The following is a 20,838-nucleotide window of genomic DNA, read 5'->3' as shown; positions in this document are numbered from 1 at the left end:
TTTTCTTATCAATTGGTCACTTTTTAATAAAGTAATGAAAGCAAGTCTTCTGACTCGATTGCCCCAAAATATTTTTTGACGTCGATTGCATCGACTGTTTTTTCTAATGAAGCTTTCTCATATTTTTGACCAATCAACGCTTGTTCAACATCAGCGATATTTCCTAAACCAAAGAAGTCACCATAAATTTTTGCATCATCAATCAATCCATCAGCAACATCCAGATGAACTTCAATTGAACCAATTGGAAAACGTTTTTGACGTGAAAAATTGAAATCAGGTGATTTACCATAGTTCCAATTCCAATTTCTGTAATAGTCTTCAGAAATTTGATTGATTTTTTTCCAATCTGCTTCAGTTAATTGATATTCTTTAATATCAGCTTCTGACTCTACACCAAAGATTTTTAGCAAGATTTCTTGACGAAACTCTTCTGTAGTCATTCCTTGTTTCTCTTCTGGCAAGAATGGTTTGATATTTGTCACACGGGAACGAATAGATTTGATTCCTTTTGATTCAATCTTGTCTTTTTTCACTTTCAAAGCATTAACAACTTCATTGATATCAGAATCAAACATAATCGTCCCATGGGCGAACATTCTACCACTTGTCGCGTACATTGCGTTCCCAGAAAACTTCATCCCATCAATCACTAAATCATTTCGTCCTTTTAACTCGGCGCCTGTAACGCCTAATTCATGAAGCGCTTGAATGATTGGTTGTGTGACTTTTGCAAAATCACGGAAAGAATTTCCATCATCAGGCATGATAAAACTAAAATTCAAATTACCAAGATCATGATAGACAGCTCCTCCACCACTCAATCGGCGAACCACGTGGATTCCTTGTTCTTCAACGTAGTCACGATTGATTTCTTCAATCGTATTTTGATTGCGTCCAATAATGATCGAAGGTTCATTGATATAAAAAAGTAAAATAGGTTCATCCAGTGGCATTTCTTGTAATAAAAATTGTTCAATTGCTAAATTTACTCTTGGGTCGTGGTTTTCATTCGGTACAAAAATCATGGTCGTCCTCCTAGATTTCAAATACTTTATCGACAGCTGCCAATTCAACGATCACATCTGGACCAGCAGCTTTTTGTGCTTCGTTTCTTAGTTGTTCCAAATCACCAAATTGAGGTAAATGTGTCAAAACAAGTTTTTTCACTTGTGCTGCTTGTGCCAATTCACCAGACTCTTTTGACGTAAAATGCGCGTGATGACGTTCATTTCCTTCAAATAAATAAGTGTCTGCTAAAAATAAATCAGCTTCTCGCGCAAACGGAATAAAACTTTCCAGATAACCAGAATCACCAGTGAACACGAATACTTTTCCAGTAGCTTCTTCTACGATTCGCATCGCATAGCATGGAACTGGATGGATCGTCTTCATAAAAGTAATGAGAAACGGCCCCACTTTTAATTCTTCTGGTTCATCATAAGCTATTCCTTTTGAGACACTTGGCATACTTAATTCAGCAAAATGAAAAGCATCTTCTGTATGACCATAAATCGGTAATACTGCCTCTGGGTCTTTTTCAGGATGAAGTTGCCAATAGTACTGCAACACACCTAAATCTGCGATATGATCGTGATGATAATGACTCAAGATCACCGCATCCAACTCCAGTGGTTCAAGATGTTCTTCCAGTTTGACTAACGTTGCACTTCCTGCATCAATTAGTAAATGGAACTGGTCAGATTGTAATAAATAACCGGTTGTTCCTTGATTTTGATAAGGATAGGCACCTAAACAGCCCAAAACCGTTAGTTTCATCGTACATTCCTCCTCAAAAACTTATCCTACCACAAAAGTAATCTTTTCGATGAATAAACTGCTTACACTCGTGCAAAATATTCTGCAGGCGTACCTTTTTCATTTCTTGCATGATCATAAAATCCAGCGGCAGTCACGTTAACATAAGCAATGACCCATAATAATCCAAAGACCAAAGCCAACGCCCCTAAAATGTACCAACCAACGAATGACAACTGCAATAAAATATAAGTGATCCAACGATCCTTCATCAAATACCAAGCATACCGAAGAGCTTGCATCACCGTTAATTCTGGATAATCAAATTTTGCCCAGACAGCAAACTGAAATAAACCACCCACGATATTCATCACAATAACTGAAACAAAAAGCAAGAGTAACATGCCAATAATGACACCAAAATCAAGAAAATCACTCTCCGTCACACTGACTGCCACTGTCCCAGATGAATTTAAAATCAAACTGGCATATGAACGAACACCAGACATCAAAATTGTTGGTAAAAAAATCAATGAATTAATCAACCAATTTACTACAGTATTCAATAAATGGATCAGTAGCAACGGTACAAAGTATTCCTTTTGAAACACAACTAGTAGTAGATTCATTTTTGCCTTCCCACCACGCATCACAAACAAAGCAATATACAAGAGCGAATAAGTAAATGCAAATAGTAAAAAGTTATCTAGCAAAAAGCCGAGAATGTTTTCTTGCGAACTATCTGGAGCAAAGGAAGTCATATTCCCAAAAATCATCTCAATGATACCTGAGATCAAGCCAGCTAAGAAAATTAACCCAGCATTAATACCCCACTGTTCTTTTAACGCTGTACGCGCCTGCGCACGATAGTCTGAGATACTTACTGTTTTATCCATCAATCAGTAGCTCCGAATCTTTTCAACAATTTCATGATCAAGACGTTTGACCAATTCAGTCACCAATTTGACTGTATTTAAATAGTCATCTTCATGAATAACTGATGTATGTGAATGTAAGTAACGAACTGGAACAGTGATTGCAACTGAAGGAACACCATCTCTTGTCAAATGCATTTGACCTGCATCTGTTCCACCGCCAGTAATGACTGTGTATTGGAAAGGAATTTCCAGGTCTTCTGCCACATCAATCACAAAGTTCAATAATTTTTTATGCGGAATCATTGACGCATCAAAGATCAAGATTTGTGGGCCTTTTCCTAAAACAGAATCTGCTTCTTTTGGCGTCATTCCAGGTGTATCGCCAGCTGTTCCAGTGTCTAATGCAAAGGCAATATCTGGATTTACCAAATGAGTACTGGTTCGCGCACCACGTAAACCAACTTCTTCTTGAACATCACTCCCCGCAAATAAAACATTCGGATGCCCTTCTTTAGCTAAGTTCTCTAAAACGCGTAAAGAAACAGCTGTTCCGATGCGGTTATCCCAAGCTTTAGCTAATAAAAATTTGCCACCATTCAATCGTTTATATTCAATATAAGGTGTAACCATATCTCCAGGTCGAATGCCCCACTCTTTGGCTTCCTTGTCGCTGGTTGCACCAATATCGATAAACATATCTTTGATATCATATGGTTTATTTCTAACCGCGGGGGTTAAAACGTGGGGCGGTTTTGAACCAATCACGCCGTGAATCACATTTCCTGCTTGCGTTTTGATTTCAACTTGTTGTGCAAGCATGACTTGTCCCCACCAGCCACCAAGTGTTTGAAACTCTAAAAACCCTTTTTCTGTAATTTTTGTAACCATGAAACCCACTTCATCCATATGACCAGAAATAAACACTTTTGGCCCGCCACCAGCACCATGTTTGGCTATGACACTCCCTAAGCCATCAAAGAAAATATCATCTGCAAATGATTGCGCATACTCTTTGAAGACTTCACGCACTTCTTCTTCATTTCCAGGGACACCTTTAGCAGATGTCAATTTAATTAATAATTCTTCTTCCTTTTTATCCAAATTCGTTCCCTCTTTTCTTATTTAGTAAACTAAATTATACCATTTCTCTATAAGAATGGAGAAAAAGGTTTTCAAGAAAATCGTACAAAAAAGAAAAGGAGGTTTGACAAAAGTCTTGTCAAACCTCCTTTTTATGAATAAACGGTGTTCAAGAAGTAACTCCTTCAAAATAAATCTGAATTTCACAAAAAAATGAGAAGGAATCTCTGAAAATTTATTCTTATTTATTGGAGCTGGGCACTTCGTTCACCCGCTTATCCATGGTGTTCTCCAAATAGCCTCTTCGGCAACAAGTCTTTTTTCCTAAATACGAGTAGCTATTTTTAGAAAATATTTCTTGTTGTTTGAAGCTGAACGCTTGGTGCCACAACCTTATCCACGGTGTTCCCAAAACAACTCCTCAAAATAGTTTGCATTCACTTCAAAATATTGGAAGCTATTTTGAGTGCTCGCTCACTATCTTGTCGGAGCTGAACGTTTTGTGCCACAACCTTATTTACAGCGTTCCCAAAACAACCTGTTTGAAAGACTTACTAATGAAACCCAATTAGTCTAGCTTATCTGGTTCTTTTTGTTGCCATTCTTTACTATAAAAAGCATTATCCAACTTGTAATGAACTGGTGCTTGCTTTTCTGCTAAAAACGGTGCAATTTTTTGATCGGCAGCTAGCCAACCTTGCCAACCTAAATGAATCGTATCTTCCATAAAATAGGGGGTATTTGCTTGCTTTGTTAGATCAACAACTTGTCCAAAACCTTGACTGGTTAATTGGAATTTCACTTTTTTTGCAAATTGTTGCAACATTTCTTGAGACAAGCCAGTGTAATCACTCCATTTTTCATTCACTGGTGGAATGATAAACAGCACTTGCATTTTTTGTTTAGCAAATTGTTCCAAAACTAACTGAAAATCAGAAAACTCTGGCGAACAACGATAATCCCAGTTTGTCTGTGACTGCTTTAATTTTTCAATTTCTGGACGTACACGATGTGTATAAAATTCATTTTTTAGTCCATATGGATTATTGTTCGTCGATTTTTCCCCAATTTTATTTGCTAGTTTTTTCAATTGTGCATCTTGATAAACTTCTGGTAATTGTCCAGTTGCCTGATCAATTCGTTTTTGTTTTCCTACTAGGCCAATTTGACTAAATAACTCATCTTCTCTTTTCAATAACTGCCATGCTGGATAAAGTTTCTTACGACTTTTCTCAGTTGGTAACCGACCTGCTTTGATTTCTTGGAGTAGCTCAGTCAGCGTTTGATTTTCCGTTACTTTAGGAAAGCTCAGCAATCGACGAGCAACATAGCGATCAGCCGAGGTTACTTTTTTCAATCCAAAAAGCCAATCATATGTTTGTAACTCTGAATAATACATATTGAAGTACTCTTTACTTACACCCTTCTTAACAAACCATTGAGGGGAGATAATAAAAACTGCTTTCTTCTCTTTCAAATGACTCCCGGCAGATTGCATCAACATAAATTGACTAAATGATTGGGTACCTGGAGCGCCTAATAAAAAAGGCTCGTAATCACGATGATATTTTTTTGCTAAAACACTAGGATGAAATGGACTGATTCGACTTAATTCACTTGAACCAAAAAAGGGTACATATTTTTCTTCGGCTAACGCTTCGTTTTTGATAGCGTCCCCCTTCAGCAAATTGCCAGACATTGAACTAGCTGCTTCATGAATAACTTTTGGATCATGTACATTCACACGATAGGGCGAAATAAATAAGAAAACTAATAATCCGATTGCCAAAACAACTGGTCCAAATATGGCAAAAAGTTTCTTTTTCATCATTAACCCTTTAAGTTTTCTGCTTGTGCAATAATTTTATTTGGAGTCGCCCACTCTTCACGTTCAAATTCAGAAACAGGTACTTGAATTCCTAACTCGCCATCTAATTCTACTAATAATTGAACAGTTGCAAGTGAGTCAAGTAATCCTTCATCAAATAAATTCATATCGCGGTTGTTTCGAACCTCATCTGTTCCCGTAATGTCTGTTAAAATTGTTAAAATTTGTTCTCCCATGTCTATTCTCTCCTTTTAATAAATGTCATTTTCTTTTTTTGAATCAAAAATCAAGCAAAAAGTAAGGTATTTAAAATTCCTGAAAAAATCAATAAACCAAAACAGATTGCCTGAAATGTTAAGAAAACTGCAAATGCGTGTGTTAACTTATTTGCAGGTAACTGACCTTTGTGCTTGCGTTTGAAACGAATCCACGCATCGGTCAGGCAAATCAAAGTTGCATGATAAATCCCATAAACAATGTAAAACCAAGTTAACCCATGCCAGACACCCATGATTAGAAATAACACAAAGTATCCGACATTAGAGGCGACGATTTTGCTTTTAAAAACTTTATTCTTCATCAAGAAAAACATCAGACGCATATAAATATAATCTCTAAACCAAAAAGATAACGTCATGTGCCAACGATTCCAAAACTCTTTGATGTTCCAAGATAAAAATGGTTTGTTAAAGTTGATTGGTGTTTCATATCCCATAAGATAACTCGTACCAATCGCAAACAAACTGTAGCCAGCAAAATCAAAGAACAGGTACAAACTATAGACATACATATAACCAAGTAATGCCCACGAAATCCCGCCATTATGGATCACCATATGTTTCAACGCTGGTTCTAGGATTTGCCCTAGGTAATACCCAATAATAAATTTGTAAAGAAAACCAACAAAAATATTTTGGACACCTTTCCCCAACAGCTCAACATACTTCTCAGCATTTGGCGCTTGCAATTCTTCCTTTTCAAACCGACGATAGCGATCGATTGGTCCTGAGGAAATGGTTGGAAAAAAAAGTAAAAATTGAATATAACGTAGCGGATGATATTCTTTGATCATGCCATCGCGAATCTCCATGATCATCTGAACAGATTTAAAAGTCAGATATGAGATCCCTAAAAATCCGATGAATGAAATTGGTTTATCTGTCAGTAATGGCATGATTTTAGTAATCGTCAAAGGTGCAATTGCCAAAAATACTGCTAAGTAAAACCAACCCGTTGCATTCTTTTGCTGTCGATAGTTGAAATAAAGCCACACTAAAATGACTTGCCAGACAACATAGCCAAACAAAGCCACTCCTTGTCGCCAATCTGCCCCACCAAAACTAATGAATAAGAAAAAGAAAGTGACAATTGCCTGATAAATCGGTAGTCGCTTGTTCCGCACGAGCAAAGAAAAAATGATTGGTGCTAATGCCACCAGCAATAGCAAAAAGTAGAGTGGTTGCGCATAAGGAATCATATGAGGGATCGTCATGTTGGATTCACCTCAGCAAGTAATTTCTTACGATCGATTTTATCGTTTGGTGTCTGGGGCAATTGTTCAAGATAGTTGATTCTTTGTGGAATCATGTACTCCATCACCGATTGGCCTAACGCTTGTTTGATTGCTTTCGTTAACTGAAACGATGGCTCGATTTCTTTCTCTAAAACGATGAACGCTACCAATTGCTGAACCTTGACTCCTTGATATTTAGGTACAACTACTGCTTGTTTAACATTTGGATTCATCCCTAAATAATGTTCGATGTCGCCAAGTTCAATTCGATAACCATGTAACTTAACTTGAAAATCCAAACGACCTTCATACAAAAGCATGCCATCTGCAGTCAGACTTCCTGCATCACCTGTTCGGTAGCTTGCCTGATTTTCATATTCAAAGAATGCTGCTTCCGTTTTTTCTGGATTATTCAAATAACCTTTTGAAACGCTCGGCCCTGAAATAATGATTTCACCTGTTTCACCAACTGCACAAGGCTGATCTTCTGCAAAAATCGTAACTTTTGTATCTGATTTCACTTTCCCAATTGGAATCCGTTCATACGCATCTAATACCGTTTGCGTAACTTGAACACTGGAAATCGCAACTGTAGCTTCAGTTGGACCATAAGTGTTGTAAATTGCTGCACTTGGGAATCGTTTCAATAACTCTTGGGCCGTTTTTTTCGTCAGCTCTTCTCCACAAAAAATAAATTGCTGTAACTCAGGAACATGCTGTTCATCAAATTGTGGTTCCATCAAACAAATATCCATAAAGGACGGTGTCGAAACCCATGTTTCCAATTTTAACTTTGGTAAAGTCTGAAATAATTGCTTAAAATCTTGAATGATTGCTTTTGCCAATGGAACAAGTATTCCGCCAGAAACCAATGCTGGGTAAATGGAGAAGACTGATAAATCAAATGAAAAGGGTGCTTGCGCTAAAAAACGCATCCCAGGCTGGATAGTAAAATCAGTTAATGTCCATTCCACAAAACTTTTTAAATTATCGTGACTGATTTGAACACCTTTTGGCTGTCCCGTTGTTCCCGAAGTAAAAATAATATAAAAGTTTTCCGTCATTTCTACTGGATGACTAGGATGAAATGAAACTTTTTCTCCAACGATAGAAACAAATTCTTTTTTTGTTAAAACGGGCTGTTGGTTCAACGCTTCTGGCCACTCACCTAAGCTTACAACCAAAGTTGGTTGCGCCACCGTTAAAATAGCTTCGACTCGCTCTTGGGGTGTTTGCTCTTCAATTGGCAAATAAGCATGTCCTGCTTTGACAGCTCCTAAAAAAGCAACCAGCATTTCAAATTCTAAATTACCAAATACGACGATTGGTTTCGTATCCTCTACATTGACTTCCAAATAATGTGCAAAAGCATCAGATGCTGCTTTCAATTTTCCATATGTGTACTCTTCATTTGCCGTGCGGTAAACCACGCGTTCAGGCTCAGTTATGCCCCAGCGATCGATTGCTTCAATGATTGTGCTAAATTTCATGATGTCCCTCCTAAAACTCATTGTAGATAAAGGATCCTCCTTGGATATTTTTATAGTGATACAAATAAATCAATGCAAGGAATATCAAACTATAAAAAAGGGTGCGAATGAAAAATTTCCCCCAATAATTAACTTGAGGTTGTGCCCACCACTTCTTCATCAAAACACCTCCATATCAAACTTCTACAGAAATTTTAACGATTTTTCGTCTAAGGGAACATCTATCCAGCTTACGATAAGCGATTTCAGGCTAACACTTTTGTCACAAGGTTAAGGAATAAGGATTCTGAACAAAAAAATAACTAGAAATTGACAGAATTTTTTCTAATTACTTCAAAAAAATTTAAACTTTTTTCCAAACTATTTTTAGTAATTCTTCGTGCAATCTTTCCGCCTCTCCCTTGTCCTGTTCAGTCGCAAAAAAACAACACTCCTACCGACCATCCATCGATAAAAGTGTTGTGGGTTTCGTTTTATTTTATTCTTTGATAATTCGATAGTACCAACGACAAGTAATCACATAAAGCAACACATAGACGACTACTAGTAGTCCACAAACGAGGTAAGCCAGCCAGTAGTCAGCTGTCTTAATGTATTGAGTGAAGACATTGATTGCAAAAACAGCATGTAAAATACCTAAGATCATTGACGGGAAAAAAGTAATCGCATTTTGACCATAAATCATCAAACTTACTCTTTTTTGTGGAATACCTAGTTTCGTAAGTAAATGATAATTACCTTTTTCTTCCTCGGCTTCTGCTAACTGACGAACCATTAAGATACTACCAGTCGTAATGACAACAATCATCCCAACAAATAACGAAACAAACGTGTAACTGCCCGTTTGACGATAAACCGAACGCATCTGTGGATACCTTGCTGTAAAATTCAAGCGTACAGACTGCCCTGATTCTTTACTCGTATCAGCAAAATCTTCCGTGGAACTATCTTCAAATCCCTCATCATCTTCTGTCGTTTTTGCAACGATTTCTCCAGACAATTTTTGCTGATCAATCTCATATTGATACTCAACAGAATGATTCCAATTAATTTCAACTTTCCGATCCAAAATCTCATTGATTGCTTCATTATTTCCGCCAGTTACATTCCAATGAACAACTTGATACGCTGCTCCTTGTGTTGCTTCATAAATTTTTTCACTGACAATTAACGTTGGACCACTATAACGCATCATGCTTTCACCTAGCATGTCCGGATGAATCGATTGGATTTTCAAAGCCGTTTGATTTGGTAGGTAGATTCTTTTCCCGTAAATCGAGAAATTTCTCACTAAAGACTGGACTTCATCCAACAATACCGTGAGCTTATCCGACTTCAACTGGATTTTTGGTAATCGAGGATTCATTTTTCGGAAGTCTTGATATTCTTTTTCTGTAATTAAATTCACCAATTGAAACTCTTGCCCGTCTTCTACTTGTCCCAAACGAAAATCATGTACACTTCCAACTACTTTATAGTTCAAGACCATTTCTTGGGTAATTTTTTGTTTTTCTTTGGCCAGAATCGGTGCAATAAACTCAGCTGTCTGAGCGTCCAATTGATAATCCGTTGCGTTCTCAATATCCGTTGTATGAATAACCAAGGTAGCTAAAGAAGTTACACCACCAATAGTTGCTAAAGAAACGCCTAAGATCAACGTAATCAAGGAACTCGTTCGCCAACCCTTCATCAAATGAATCTGTGTATTGCCGATCATCAACAAATTGATCCCACGGTAACCAACCCTCCATTTGCTCAAACTATTCAGTAAGAAACGTAAAGAAAAGCAGAAAAACAGATACGTACCAATCACACATAATATAAAAATTAAAAATGGGTAACTAAAAATCAAGCCAACTTGCGCATCATTTTCTACTAACCACGTTAAATACTCGCGAAAATGAATTGCGCCAAAATAACCGCTTGTCAGTAGAAATAATCCGATAATGCCCAGCAAACGATGTCTGGTTCGTAAACGCATTTTTTTACTAACTACTCGTTCTGTATTCCCAAAACTTTGAATCATTGGGTAACGCCAAATTTTCCAAGTAGAATGCACCGATACGATTAAGATAATCAAGAAAAATGCAACCAATGTATCAACGATGGATGTCCAAGAAACAAAAAATGGACTATCAATTTGCATTCGCATCATTCGGACTAAAATCATTTGGAAAAGTTTTGAAAAAACAATCCCTAACAAAATGCCTGTCACACAAGAGAATAAACCAATCACCATCGTCTCAATCATATAGATTGAAGAAATTTGAAATTTGCTTACCCCAAACAATTGATAGATGCCAATTTCTTTTTCACGACGATTTAGAAAAAAACGATTCGCACTAAAAACAAAAAATAGTAACACCAACGTAATCATAAACGTTCCGAAATCGAGCGCGCCATCAATCGATCCGTCTTGACTCGCACGGCGAACTAACGATTGGTCGTACGTCATCGAATTAAAAGAATAGTAAATCATGACTGAAAAGGTCAAACTAAAAAAATAAATCAAGTACCCCCGCGACTGTCTAAGTAAACTTCTGGCAGCCAACTTATAAAGCATTGATCTTGCCACCTCCCCCGATTGTCGCTTGCATATCAATTACTTTTTCAAAAAATTCACTTCGCGAGCCGCGACGAACAACTTCAGAAAAAATCACGCCATCTTTAATAAATAAAATGCGATTACAATAACTTGCGGTATAAGGATCATGGGTTACCATCAATACTGTTGCTTTTTCTTTTTGATTCATCAATGTTAAATAATTTAATAATTCTGTTGCTGACTTTGAATCAAGTGAGCCTGTCGGTTCATCTGCAAAAATAACTTTTGGGTGAACAACTAAGGCACGCGCCGCCGCAATTCGTTGACGTTGTCCGACCGATAATTCATCTGGATAGCGTTTCATGATTTCTTCAATGTCGAGCAGTTGTGCAACATGTAAGACACGTCGCTCCATTTCTTCTTTTGACATCCGTTCCACTGCTAACGGCAATAAAATATTATCTTTGGCATTTAAAGTATCAACTAGGTTAAACTCCTGAAAAATAAAACCTAATTGCTTTCGTCTAAAATCACTAAGCTGACTACTCTTCATTTTAGTGATTTCTTTTCCTTCAATCGTGACACTTCCCATAGTCGGCAAACTGATTGTTGATAAGATATTCATCAAAGTTGTTTTCCCTGCACCACTTGGACCCATAATTCCTACGAATTCTCCTTCGTCCACAGTGAAAGAAAGATTGTCTAGTACTTTGACGGGCGCTAATTTATTTCCATAAATTTTACTGAGATGTTTCACCTCAATCATTCGTTCCATGTGTTTGCCCTCCTAAAATATTCCTCGCTACTTTTATTATACTTGCATCGTAGCATAGTCTTTTGTTTTTTTCTCTTTAGTTTTTGTCACTTTGAGCAAAAAAAATGTTTTTTTTGATTTTTTTATTCATTTTATAAATCCTGTGTTTGCACGTTTTCACTTTTTTTCACAAAGGAATATACACCATATATGGTATATTCACTTATTTATACATCAAATAACCCCCTACATATAGTTGCCCGTTTTACTAATTTGTTTTATGATAGACAAGAAGAATTTAGTAGGAGTTGAGAAGATGAAGCTAAACTATAAAGAAATTCCAGCCAACGAAGTACAAACGCCCACAATCAAAATCATCAAACGTGATGGTCGTCACGTCGATTTTGATGAACAAAAAATCAATGAAGCATTAGTCAAAGCTGAAAAGAAAATTCATGGCTCTTTGTCTCCCCTTGCCTATGAACGAATTCAGTCAATCGTTGACTTAGTCGTTGCTGAAATCAACAGCCGTTTTGTTGAAAATGTCAAAATCTATGAAGTTCAAAATATCGTTGAACACATTCTACTTGAAAAAAATGAATATGAACTTGCTGAAGAATATATCCACTATCGTACACGACGTGATTTTGAACGTAGCAAAGCAACTGATATCAACTTTTCCATTGAAAAATTGATCAACAAGGATCAAACAGTTGTCAACGAAAATGCGAATAAAGACAGTAATGTTTTTAATACGCAACGTGATCTGACTGCTGGAATCGTTGGTAAGTCAATTGGTTTGAAGATGTTACCTCCTCATATTGCCAATGCTCATCAAAAAGGCGATATCCATTATCATGATTTGGACTATCACCCATATACACCAATGACCAATTGTTGTTTGATTGATTTTAAAGGCATGTTAAATAATGGGTTTAAAATTGGGAATGCTGAAGTTGAATCACCAAAATCGATTCAAACAGCAACTGCCCAAATCTCACAAATCATCGCAAATGTAGCCTCTAGTCAGTATGGTGGTTGTTCGGCTGACCGGACGGATGAACTACTTGCGCCATTTGCTGAATTAAATTACCAAAAGCATTTAAAAGATGCACAAGAATGGGTCGAAACAACGGAGCGACAAGAAGCTTACGCCAAAGCAAAAACAAAAAAAGATATTTTTGATGCGATGCAAAGTTTAGAATACGAAATCAATACTTTGTTTACCTCTAACGGACAAACACCTTTCACCTCTCTTGGCTTTGGACTTGGTGAAAATTGGTTTGAACGTGAAATTCAAAAAGCCATTTTACAAATTCGAATCAATGGACTTGGAAGCGAAAAGCGAACAGCCATTTTTCCGAAACTCATTTTTACACTCAAAGCTGGCGTAAATCTTGCCCCAACGGATCCAAACTACGATATTAAAGAATTAGCTTTGGAATGTGCAACCAAACGGATGTACCCAGATATTTTAAATTATGACAAAATCGTTGAACTAACAGGTAGTTTTAAAGTCCCAATGGGTTGTCGTTCATTCTTACAAGGATGGAAAGACGAAAATGGAACAGAAATCAATGTGGGACGCATGAATCTAGGTGTTGTCACGCTTAACTTACCTCGAATTGCAATGGAAGCAAAAGGAAGTCAAGAAAAGTTTTGGCAACTACTAGCTGATCGTCTTGAAATCATGAAGGATGCTTTGGTTTATCGTGTCGAACGTTGTAAAGAAGCTATCCCTGCAAATGCACCAATTTTATATATGTACGGGGCTTTTGGTAAACGTCTTTCACGTACAGATGCCGTTGATGAACTCTTTAAAAATCGTCGAGCAACTGTTTCCCTTGGTTACATTGGATTATATGAAGTAGCCTCTGCTTTTTATGGTGGTGAATGGGAATCAGATCCGGAAGCAAAAGAATTTACCTTAGCTATTCTTAAAAAATTAAAAGCCAATGCAGATCATTGGGGCGATGAATATGGCTATCATTTTAGTGTCTATTCAACACCAAGTGAAAGTTTGACCGATCGTTTCTGTCGTTTAGATACTGAGAAATTTGGTCTCGTCGATAATATTACAGATAAAGAGTATTACACAAATAGTTTCCATTATGATGTTCGCAAAAATCCAACACCTTTTGAAAAACTTGATTTTGAAAAAGATTATCCACAATATTGTTCTGGTGGGTTCATCCATTACTGTGAGTATCCAATGTTACAACAGAATCCAAAAGCATTGGAAGCTGTTTGGGATTTTGCTTACGACAAAGTTGGCTATCTTGGAACAAATACACCAATCGATCATTGCTATGAATGTGGTTTTGAAGGTGATTTCACCCCAACAGAACGTGGCTTTGAATGTCCTGAATGTGGTAATCATGATCCAAAAACTTGTGACGTGGTGAAACGGACTTGTGGTTATTTAGGTAATCCTCAAGCTCGCCCAATGGTTCATGGACGTCATAAAGAAATTTCTTCTCGTGTAAAACACATGAAGTAATCCACTACCTTATTGTAAAACTGAAAGTTGTGATAAAAGTCAAATTACTTTTTGTCACAACTTTTTTGATAAGCACTTTTCTACTAACACTTAGATTGCTTTGTTAGCTAGATTGCAAGAACTTACACTATAGAAAGAAGTGTTTTGATGAGAAATCCAAAACCAAAAGAATGGTTAGCTGAGGAATACAGTCAAAATTATATTGCTGACTATAAAGCATTTAATTTTGTCGATGGTGAGGGTGTCCGCAATAGTTTGTACGTCAGTGGTTGCCTGTTTGCTTGCGAAGGTTGTTTCAATAAAGCAGCTCAAAATTTTCGCTATGGAAAACCATTCACTCAAGAGCTAGAAGAACAAATAATCGAAGATCTGCGCCATGATTATGTTCAAGGTTTGACCCTACTTGGTGGTGAACCCTTTTTGAATACGGATGTTTGTTTGCAAGTTGTTCGTCGAATCCGTCAAGAGTTTGGACATACCAAAGATATCTGGTCATGGACTGGTTATACGTTTGATGAATTGTTACAAGACTCTGAAGACAAGTTAGCTTTATTAGCAGAAATCGATATCTTAGTCGATGGTCGTTTCGATCTTTCCAAACGTGACTTGAAGCTACAATTTCGTGGAAGCAGTAACCAGCGAATTGTCGATGTTCAAAAATCTTTAGCACAGAATAAAGTCGTTATCTGGGAAAAATGTTTCGACGCTACGCAAACATACGAACAAATCAAAAAACAAGACCTAATCTAAAAAAGAACACCCGCTACCAAAATTGATCATTCAGTCAATTCTGGTAGCGGGTGTTTGTTTTCCTAAATTGAATCTTTAAAAAAAGTTTTCTTAAAAATAAATCTTGAGAGGTACTGGATCAACCTTTCCCAATTTTTTTCATCATAAATATTATTAAAGTAAAATCGTTCTACTTTTACTTCTGCACCTTCATAGACATCAGAAATAATCAAATCTGCCACTTCCGGATCTTCAACAATCTGTAAAATTTCTGGATGAAAGACTTCTTGGATACCATTCTTAATCAAATAGCCATTGCCGATTGCTCCATTATTCATCACAAACACTTTCACTTTTGGTGGTGCTGTATTGAGATCGAAAATAAAAAAGAGCAAATGAGCTAATTGGGTTTTAGCCAACTTCGACAGCTCAGATAATTCTTCATAGGCGGCAATAAAATGCGTAAGTTTTTGATTTAAAAGAATGAAATTAGGGTTATCTTTGACTATCTGTTCATTTTTTTGAATAGGATTTTCAAAGTATTCATCCACTTCTAAATGAATATGTTTACAATAAAGCAGAAAGAACAATAATAAGTAATAAGATTCATAATAATTGCCCTCTACATAGTTAAATTGAAACTGTTGTTGAAAATCACTCAATAAGTGTTCTGTCAGTCGAGCAATCGGTAAATCTGATTTTTGATAGGATTCAACAATCTCTCTTCTCATCTCTGGTGTATCGATATCAAAAGTTAAGCCACGGATAAAGAAACTCAAAATCATTGACTCTTTGATCAAGACCTCTTGATCTACTCGGAAATCCGTCAAGTTCAAACTATTTTTACCACGGTAAAAAAACTGAATATCAGTCAAACATTCTTCTGTTGGGTCGATCTCCTTCTTTCGATTTGCTAAACGAAAACAAGTAATGCCATGTAACATTCTGATTTTCATTTCTTGTGAGATACTTAAATTTTTTTCAATTTCCATCTTTTCTTTCAAAAAATCAATTTCTAAAAATTCAGGAATCATTCGAGTTGAAAAAGGATTCATTGTACTCGTTTTAAATACATTCCAATAAATCAAAAATGAAAAAAAGCGAATACCCAACTCACTACCTTCTAAGTTGCCAAATTCGCTTAAATAGATTGTTCCACCAAATTTCTTCAAAATCGTTTTAATCATGGCTAAACTTTTGTACACATGTGGCGTACTAAGATTCAAATCTAAGGCTAACTGCTCAACAGATACATAACTTTTAGAAAAAAGAGCAGTTAACACTTGGAAAAGTGAACTTTCTTTTATATAAAGAATTCGTAACTGATCAATCGTGTAACCAATCGTATATTCTGGCAAGCGCATGATAGCCAGATTACCAAATGAATTATACTGAATCATCACCCCCAACTGAAAAACCGTTTTTAAATCAATTTCCAATTCGTTCATGTACCGTTTAAGTGTGGTTTTATTCAGCTGAAACTCATTCATAATTTCGTCTTCTGTTCGGCCCACTTTAGAAAAAAGCAAAAACTTATAAATAGCTAATTTTCCTTCATTTTTTTTACTCAAAAAAAACTCATGCATGCCTATCTCCTCCATGTATAGTTTTATTTAACTATTGCATCAAGTAAGGTATTGCTCAATAATGCTTAAAATTCGGGCAGATGAACGACCATCACCATACGGATTTTTAGCCGTCGCCATTTTTTGATATGCGTTTGAATCTAAAAGCAGCTTTTCAATTTCTGTCAAAACATTTTTCGTTTCAGTACCAATAATTTTTAATGTGCCAGCTTGCACCCCTTCAGGTCTTTCCGTTTCTTGACGTAAAACTAAAACAGGTTTGTGTAATGAAGGCGCTTCTTCTTGGACGCCACCTGAATCGCTTAAGATCAAGTAGCTTCGAGCAGCTAAATTATGAAAATCCACCATACTTAAGGGTTCTACTAAGTGAACACGCGCCACATCAGCTAAATGTTTTTTAGCAATGGCTTGCACCGTGGGACTAAGATGAACAGGAAAAACGACTTCGACATCTGGTTGACGTTGGACTAATTGCTTGATGGCCTGAAACACATTTTCCATTGGTTCCCCTTGGTTTTCTCTACGATGCATCGTAAGTAAAATCAATTTATTTTTGGGATCCATCTTTGTTAGAATGTCATGATTGAAGTCTGGTGTAATTGAATACTGCAACGCATCGATCACCGTATTTCCTGTAATAAAAATTCGGTCTGCTCGATGATTTTCCTTTAATAAGTTTTCTTTACTTACCTCAGTAGGTGCAAAATAAAAATCAGTTAAGACATCTGTCAATTGACGATTCATTTCTTCCGGAAACGGACTATACTTATCCCAAGTTCGCAAACCTGCTTCGACGTGCCCAATCGGGATTCGATGATAAAAAGCAGCTAAACTTGCAGCAAACGTAGTTGTCGTATCACCGTGAACTAAAATAATATCCGGTTTTTCTATCATCAGTATACTGTCTAATTCAGACAAGATACCAGTAGTTAGTCCTGTCAAGGTCTGATTTTGATTCATTAGTGCTAAATCATAGTCAGGCGTTACCTGAAAAACAGCTAGAACTTGGTCTAACATTTCCCGATGTTGGCCCGTAACGACTGTGATTCCTTTTATTTTATGTGATTGCTTTTCAATTTCTTTTACAATTGGCAACATTTTGATTGCTTCAGGGCGTGTGCCAAAGATTGTCATGATTTTAATCAACTTCAAGTTCCTCTCTAAATGGATAAATAAAAAAAGCTTAATAATAGTACAACTACTACAATGAATTCTAAATTCTTCAGGCATTTCTTTTTCACTCTGGTACCTCCTCTTCATTTCGATCAAATGTCGCCTTGTGAACGGTTTTATTCCATTTATTTTGTGGTTTGAACCAAGTACAAAAACCAACTAGCTGGGCAGCCATATAAGTAATTGAATTGTAAATAAATGCAATGACGAGCCGAATAAAAAAGATTAGCTTTCTGATAATTCCTTTTTCATCCGCAAAATATTCTTTTGCTTCTTGCGAAAAGTATACAATTGGGATAATCAAGAAGTTCAATACCTCAATTCCTACCCAAAATGTCAATAAGGAGAACAAATTTGGTAAATAATCAAAAATTCTTTTGTCAATCAAACTTAACAATAAAATACCTAGCATTGCTACCGGTCTGACCATTGAATACGAATAAAAAAGTGTTTCAACTTTACTTAAGAATTCTGTTATGCTTTTTGATTTAAATAATGAAAGAATTTGGCGCCAAGTTGTTGTGAAAGCAACATACCAATGGCCTTGTGCCCACCGTGTACGTTGATTATGACTAGCAATCAGGGAATCTGGTTTCTCATCATGAACCACCGCAAAATGATTCCAGCCACTGCGTTTTCCGGCAATGGAAAGTTCCACTTGTAATTCAAAATCTTCTGTATAACTGCGTGGGTTCCAGCCATGTTCTGCTAAGTAATTCGTATCAAGAATGAAACCTGTTCCACCAATCGCTGCATTCCAACCTAGTAAATAATTCGCTGCTTGAACAGCACGGTTGGTAATAAAGTAAACAGCAGCATAACCAGAAGCCGTGATGGAAGAGCGAACATTTTTAATTCCTAAGTAACCTTGAACCACTGTTAGTTCTGGATGAGTAATAACTTGAGCATTCATTTCTCTTAAATAATTGGCATCAACAATATTATCTGCGTCAATAAATGCAATATAATCATAATTTTTCCAATGATTTGTTTCGACATATCTAGCAATTGCATGTGGCTTCCCACGTGGATCTTCTGGTCCAGAAACATTTTCAAAAGCAGTTGCACGTGGGTAAGAGTGGATAACATCAATTGTTCGATCCGTACAATTGTCTGCAATGACCACAATATCAAATAAATCTGGATCGTAATTTTGATTCACTAGACTTTTGATTGTGGGGCCGATTACTGCTTCTTCGTTATGAGCAGGTACAACAAAAACAAATTTCTTTTGATCAGGCACCATTTTATAATCACGTTTTGGTTTTCTTAAGCCAAAAATCGATAACGTTGTAAAATAGATCAAGTTAGCAAAAACAATGATGACCATACAAATTGCGAGCCATTTCATTGGTAAAAATACATAGTTTGGTAAATTAAACATTCTTTCTCCTCTTTCTTTTCATAGAAAAAGAGTTGTGACAAACGTCTTGTCGCAACTCTGCGAATCACATGAGCTTTTCATACTGGTCTGACTTCTTAACACTTGCTGGTAGCTATCCAACTTCCGCTTGGTTATCGGTACAAGAAGGCAGCTCTTTTAATTCTTATTTATCATTTTTAGCGATACATTCATTGCATAATTCTGATTGGCCATGCATAGCGAGTATTATTCCAGCAAGAAATAGACCGAACAAATTCAAAAATAGGGGATTCCTTTTGAATCGTTCGGCTTACTTCTAACTGACTTTGCTCATGCTACTCTATCTTATTCACAGTTTTAATCTAATAGATGTGTGTAAATTTCTGTTCCATCTTCTGTAACTAAACAAATCGCATAGTCATATTGTCCTTGGTCACGAAATTCGATTGGAATAATCGCTTGGAATGTGTCATTGTCATCCACACCCGTTGGGATTCCCCATGAATCTGGCGCTGCTTTTAACTCTTCTTTTTGATAAACTTCCTGACCGTTTTTATCTGTGATTCGTAGTTTTTTCGTTGTTCCTTTTTGTTCAACATTAGTGAAGTAGCCATCAAAAACTAATTGATCTTCATCGTTCCAATATTTATTAAACAAATGAACTTCTTCTGTTTCATTTAATTTCGAAACGTTGAATCCTGGTGCATTATTGATGACGCCTGGCTTGATTCTATTTTGTTTCAGTGTTACTTCTTCTAAATCGTTATACTCATTATGAATTGGCCCCATTCTTGTCATTTGTTGCTTGATTTGTAATGGTAGTTCATCCACAATTTCTCCATCAATTGTCACACGCATGCCAATCGTATAATTTCCGACTGCTAACTCACCTAATAAATCATTGTCAACAATCACTTGGTAGCCATTGAATTTCTCTGAATCATACCAGTTATGGTTTGCTGCTGGCATTTCTTTGATGATTTTGCCTGATTCATCATAAATCAATCCTTGTTTTTGAATACGAGAAGCATCAGATAAATCCCAGTCTTCATTTTCAATTTTTCCTTCAAAGACTAAGCCATAATTTCTCCAATACCCCTTATCAAACTCAGAAACTGTTTGATGTTTAACCGCTGTAACGATTTGTTCCGCTTGTTCACTGACTTTGTCTTCTTTACCTACTTGATGACCAATCACTTGAACTGCTACTTTGTCACCTTCTTTTAGCGTTGTCCCTTCAGGTAAATCCATACTGAATTCTTTCCCTGCTTCAACTTTGATTGTGCCGATTTCTTTGTCGTTCAGTGTCGCTTTTAGTTCATATGTGCGACCGGCTTCAACATCTTGTTCGTTCACATTTCCTGTCAATTGTGTATCTGTTGTTTTGACTTCGTTTAACGTTGGGCCATTGACTTGCCAGTCTGACCAGTTGGTTCCGTCAACTACAACTTGTTTTGCTTGTTCACTGACTTTGTCTTCTTTACCTGCTTGTTGATACACCTCTGACACTGCTACTTTGTCACCTTCTTTTAGCGTTGTCCGTTCAGGTAAGTCCATACTGAATTCTTTCCCTGCTTCAACTTTGCTTGTGCCGACTTCTTTGTCGTTCAGTGTCGCTTTTAGTTCATATGTGCGACCGTC

17 protein-coding genes are annotated in these 20,838 nt (G+C 36.7%); 2 read left to right on the top strand and 15 right to left on the bottom strand.

Annotated features, from left to right (window positions below):
• Positions 1–23 precede the first annotated feature (23 nt).
• From lplA to JZO71_RS11920, 11 genes are all read right to left on the bottom strand, one after another.
• Positions 24–1,028 carry a lipoate--protein ligase gene (lplA, locus tag JZO71_RS11970; RefSeq protein WP_206899955.1) on the bottom strand — a complete coding sequence of 335 codons (1,005 nt, stop codon included), beginning with the start codon at positions 1,026–1,028 and terminating at the stop codon, positions 24–26.
• Positions 1,029–1,038: 10 nt separating this feature from the next.
• Positions 1,039–1,779, bottom strand: a complete 741-nt coding sequence (locus JZO71_RS11965; protein ID WP_206899954.1) for an MBL fold metallo-hydrolase — start codon at positions 1,777–1,779, stop codon at positions 1,039–1,041.
• 62 nt (positions 1,780–1,841) lie between these two features.
• Positions 1,842–2,654, bottom strand: coding sequence for a DUF975 family protein (locus JZO71_RS11960; protein WP_206899953.1), 813 nt, complete (start codon positions 2,652–2,654; stop codon positions 1,842–1,844).
• Positions 2,655–2,657: 3 nt separating this feature from the next.
• A complete protein-coding gene (locus tag JZO71_RS11955; RefSeq protein WP_206899950.1) occupies positions 2,658–3,737 on the bottom strand; it encodes a M42 family metallopeptidase in 1,080 nt (359 codons plus the stop codon).
• A 547-nt stretch (positions 3,738–4,284) separates the two neighbouring features.
• The gene (gene dltD / locus JZO71_RS11950) at positions 4,285–5,544 is read right to left on the bottom strand and encodes a D-alanyl-lipoteichoic acid biosynthesis protein DltD (protein ID WP_206899948.1); all 1,260 of its coding nucleotides are present in this window, start codon (positions 5,542–5,544) and stop codon (positions 4,285–4,287) included.
• A gap of 2 nt (positions 5,545–5,546) precedes the next feature.
• The gene (gene dltC, locus JZO71_RS11945) at positions 5,547–5,780 is read right to left on the bottom strand and encodes a D-alanine--poly(phosphoribitol) ligase subunit DltC (RefSeq protein ID WP_206899946.1); all 234 of its coding nucleotides are present in this window, start codon (positions 5,778–5,780) and stop codon (positions 5,547–5,549) included.
• A gap of 50 nt (positions 5,781–5,830) precedes the next feature.
• Positions 5,831–7,036 carry a D-alanyl-lipoteichoic acid biosynthesis protein DltB gene (dltB, locus tag JZO71_RS11940; protein WP_206899945.1) on the bottom strand — a complete coding sequence of 402 codons (1,206 nt, stop codon included), beginning with the start codon at positions 7,034–7,036 and terminating at the stop codon, positions 5,831–5,833.
• Positions 7,033–8,547 (bottom strand): D-alanine--poly(phosphoribitol) ligase subunit DltA, encoded by a 1,515-nt coding sequence (dltA, locus tag JZO71_RS11935; RefSeq protein WP_206899943.1) that lies wholly within the window; start codon positions 8,545–8,547, stop codon positions 7,033–7,035. Before dltA ends, dltB begins: the two co-directional genes overlap by 4 nt.
• Before the next feature lie 10 nt (positions 8,548–8,557).
• The gene (locus JZO71_RS11930; protein ID WP_067480430.1) at positions 8,558–8,707 is read right to left on the bottom strand and encodes a teichoic acid D-Ala incorporation-associated protein DltX; all 150 of its coding nucleotides are present in this window, start codon (positions 8,705–8,707) and stop codon (positions 8,558–8,560) included.
• Positions 8,708–9,025: 318 nt separating this feature from the next.
• Entirely contained in the window at positions 9,026–11,110 is a 2,085-nt protein-coding gene (locus JZO71_RS11925; RefSeq protein ID WP_206899941.1) for an ABC transporter permease, read from the bottom strand.
• A complete protein-coding gene (locus JZO71_RS11920; RefSeq protein ID WP_206899939.1) occupies positions 11,100–11,867 on the bottom strand; it encodes an ABC transporter ATP-binding protein in 768 nt (255 codons plus the stop codon). The genes JZO71_RS11925 and JZO71_RS11920 overlap by 11 nt, the downstream gene beginning before the upstream one ends.
• Before the next feature lie 295 nt (positions 11,868–12,162).
• Between JZO71_RS11920 and nrdD the strand changes: the two genes are divergently transcribed.
• Both nrdD and nrdG read left to right on the top strand, forming a co-directional pair.
• Positions 12,163–14,346, top strand: coding sequence for an anaerobic ribonucleoside-triphosphate reductase (gene nrdD, locus JZO71_RS11915; RefSeq protein WP_206899937.1), 2,184 nt, complete (start codon positions 12,163–12,165; stop codon positions 14,344–14,346).
• A 147-nt stretch (positions 14,347–14,493) separates the two neighbouring features.
• Positions 14,494–15,096: an anaerobic ribonucleoside-triphosphate reductase activating protein gene (nrdG, locus tag JZO71_RS11910; RefSeq protein WP_206899936.1), complete on the top strand. Its 603-nt coding sequence runs from the start codon at positions 14,494–14,496 to the stop codon at positions 15,094–15,096.
• Positions 15,097–15,158: 62 nt separating this feature from the next.
• Here the strand turns inward: nrdG and JZO71_RS11905 are convergent, their stop codons facing one another.
• The 4 genes from JZO71_RS11905 to JZO71_RS11890 all read right to left on the bottom strand — a co-directional run.
• Positions 15,159–16,661: a helix-turn-helix domain-containing protein gene (locus tag JZO71_RS11905; RefSeq protein ID WP_206899934.1), complete on the bottom strand. Its 1,503-nt coding sequence runs from the start codon at positions 16,659–16,661 to the stop codon at positions 15,159–15,161.
• 39 nt (positions 16,662–16,700) lie between these two features.
• A complete protein-coding gene (gene wecB / locus JZO71_RS11900) occupies positions 16,701–17,813 on the bottom strand; it encodes a non-hydrolyzing UDP-N-acetylglucosamine 2-epimerase (RefSeq protein WP_277988618.1) in 1,113 nt (370 codons plus the stop codon).
• Positions 17,814–17,898: 85 nt separating this feature from the next.
• Entirely contained in the window at positions 17,899–19,218 is a 1,320-nt protein-coding gene (locus JZO71_RS11895) for a glycosyltransferase family 2 protein (protein ID WP_206899930.1), read from the bottom strand.
• Positions 19,219–19,554: 336 nt separating this feature from the next.
• Positions 19,555–20,838, bottom strand: a 1,284-nt coding sequence (locus tag JZO71_RS11890; RefSeq protein WP_206899927.1) for a hypothetical protein, incomplete at its 5' end; no start/stop codon positions are given.

Source organism: Candidatus Enterococcus courvalinii (genome assembly GCF_017315945.1).
Taxonomy (GTDB): Bacteria; Bacillota; Bacilli; order Lactobacillales; family Enterococcaceae; genus Enterococcus_B; species Enterococcus_B courvalinii.
Note: the sequence above shows the minus strand (reverse complement) of the source record. Positions and strands in the feature narration are given on the sequence as shown.

Coding starts and splice junctions, on each gene's coding strand:
- JZO71_RS11925 (WP_206899941.1), bottom strand. CDS start 11,110: ATGCTTTATAAGTTGGCTGCCAGAAGTTTACTTAGACAGTCGCGGGGG.
- JZO71_RS11960 (WP_206899953.1), bottom strand. CDS start 2,654: ATGGATAAAACAGTAAGTATCTCAGACTATCGTGCGCAGGCGCGTACA.
- lplA (WP_206899955.1), bottom strand. CDS start 1,028: ATGATTTTTGTACCGAATGAAAACCACGACCCAAGAGTAAATTTAGCA.
- JZO71_RS11905 (WP_206899934.1), bottom strand. CDS start 16,661: ATGCATGAGTTTTTTTTGAGTAAAAAAAATGAAGGAAAATTAGCTATT.
- nrdG (WP_206899936.1), top strand. CDS start 14,494: ATGAGAAATCCAAAACCAAAAGAATGGTTAGCTGAGGAATACAGTCAA.
- dltC (WP_206899946.1), bottom strand. CDS start 5,780: ATGGGAGAACAAATTTTAACAATTTTAACAGACATTACGGGAACAGAT.
- dltA (WP_206899943.1), bottom strand. CDS start 8,547: ATGAAATTTAGCACAATCATTGAAGCAATCGATCGCTGGGGCATAACT.
- dltD (WP_206899948.1), bottom strand. CDS start 5,544: ATGAAAAAGAAACTTTTTGCCATATTTGGACCAGTTGTTTTGGCAATC.
- dltB (WP_206899945.1), bottom strand. CDS start 7,036: ATGACGATCCCTCATATGATTCCTTATGCGCAACCACTCTACTTTTTG.
- JZO71_RS11965 (WP_206899954.1), bottom strand. CDS start 1,779: ATGAAACTAACGGTTTTGGGCTGTTTAGGTGCCTATCCTTATCAAAAT.
- JZO71_RS11895 (WP_206899930.1), bottom strand. CDS start 19,218: ATGTTTAATTTACCAAACTATGTATTTTTACCAATGAAATGGCTCGCA.
- JZO71_RS11920 (WP_206899939.1), bottom strand. CDS start 11,867: ATGGAACGAATGATTGAGGTGAAACATCTCAGTAAAATTTATGGAAAT.
- JZO71_RS11930 (WP_067480430.1), bottom strand. CDS start 8,707: ATGAAGAAGTGGTGGGCACAACCTCAAGTTAATTATTGGGGGAAATTT.
- nrdD (WP_206899937.1), top strand. CDS start 12,163: ATGAAGCTAAACTATAAAGAAATTCCAGCCAACGAAGTACAAACGCCC.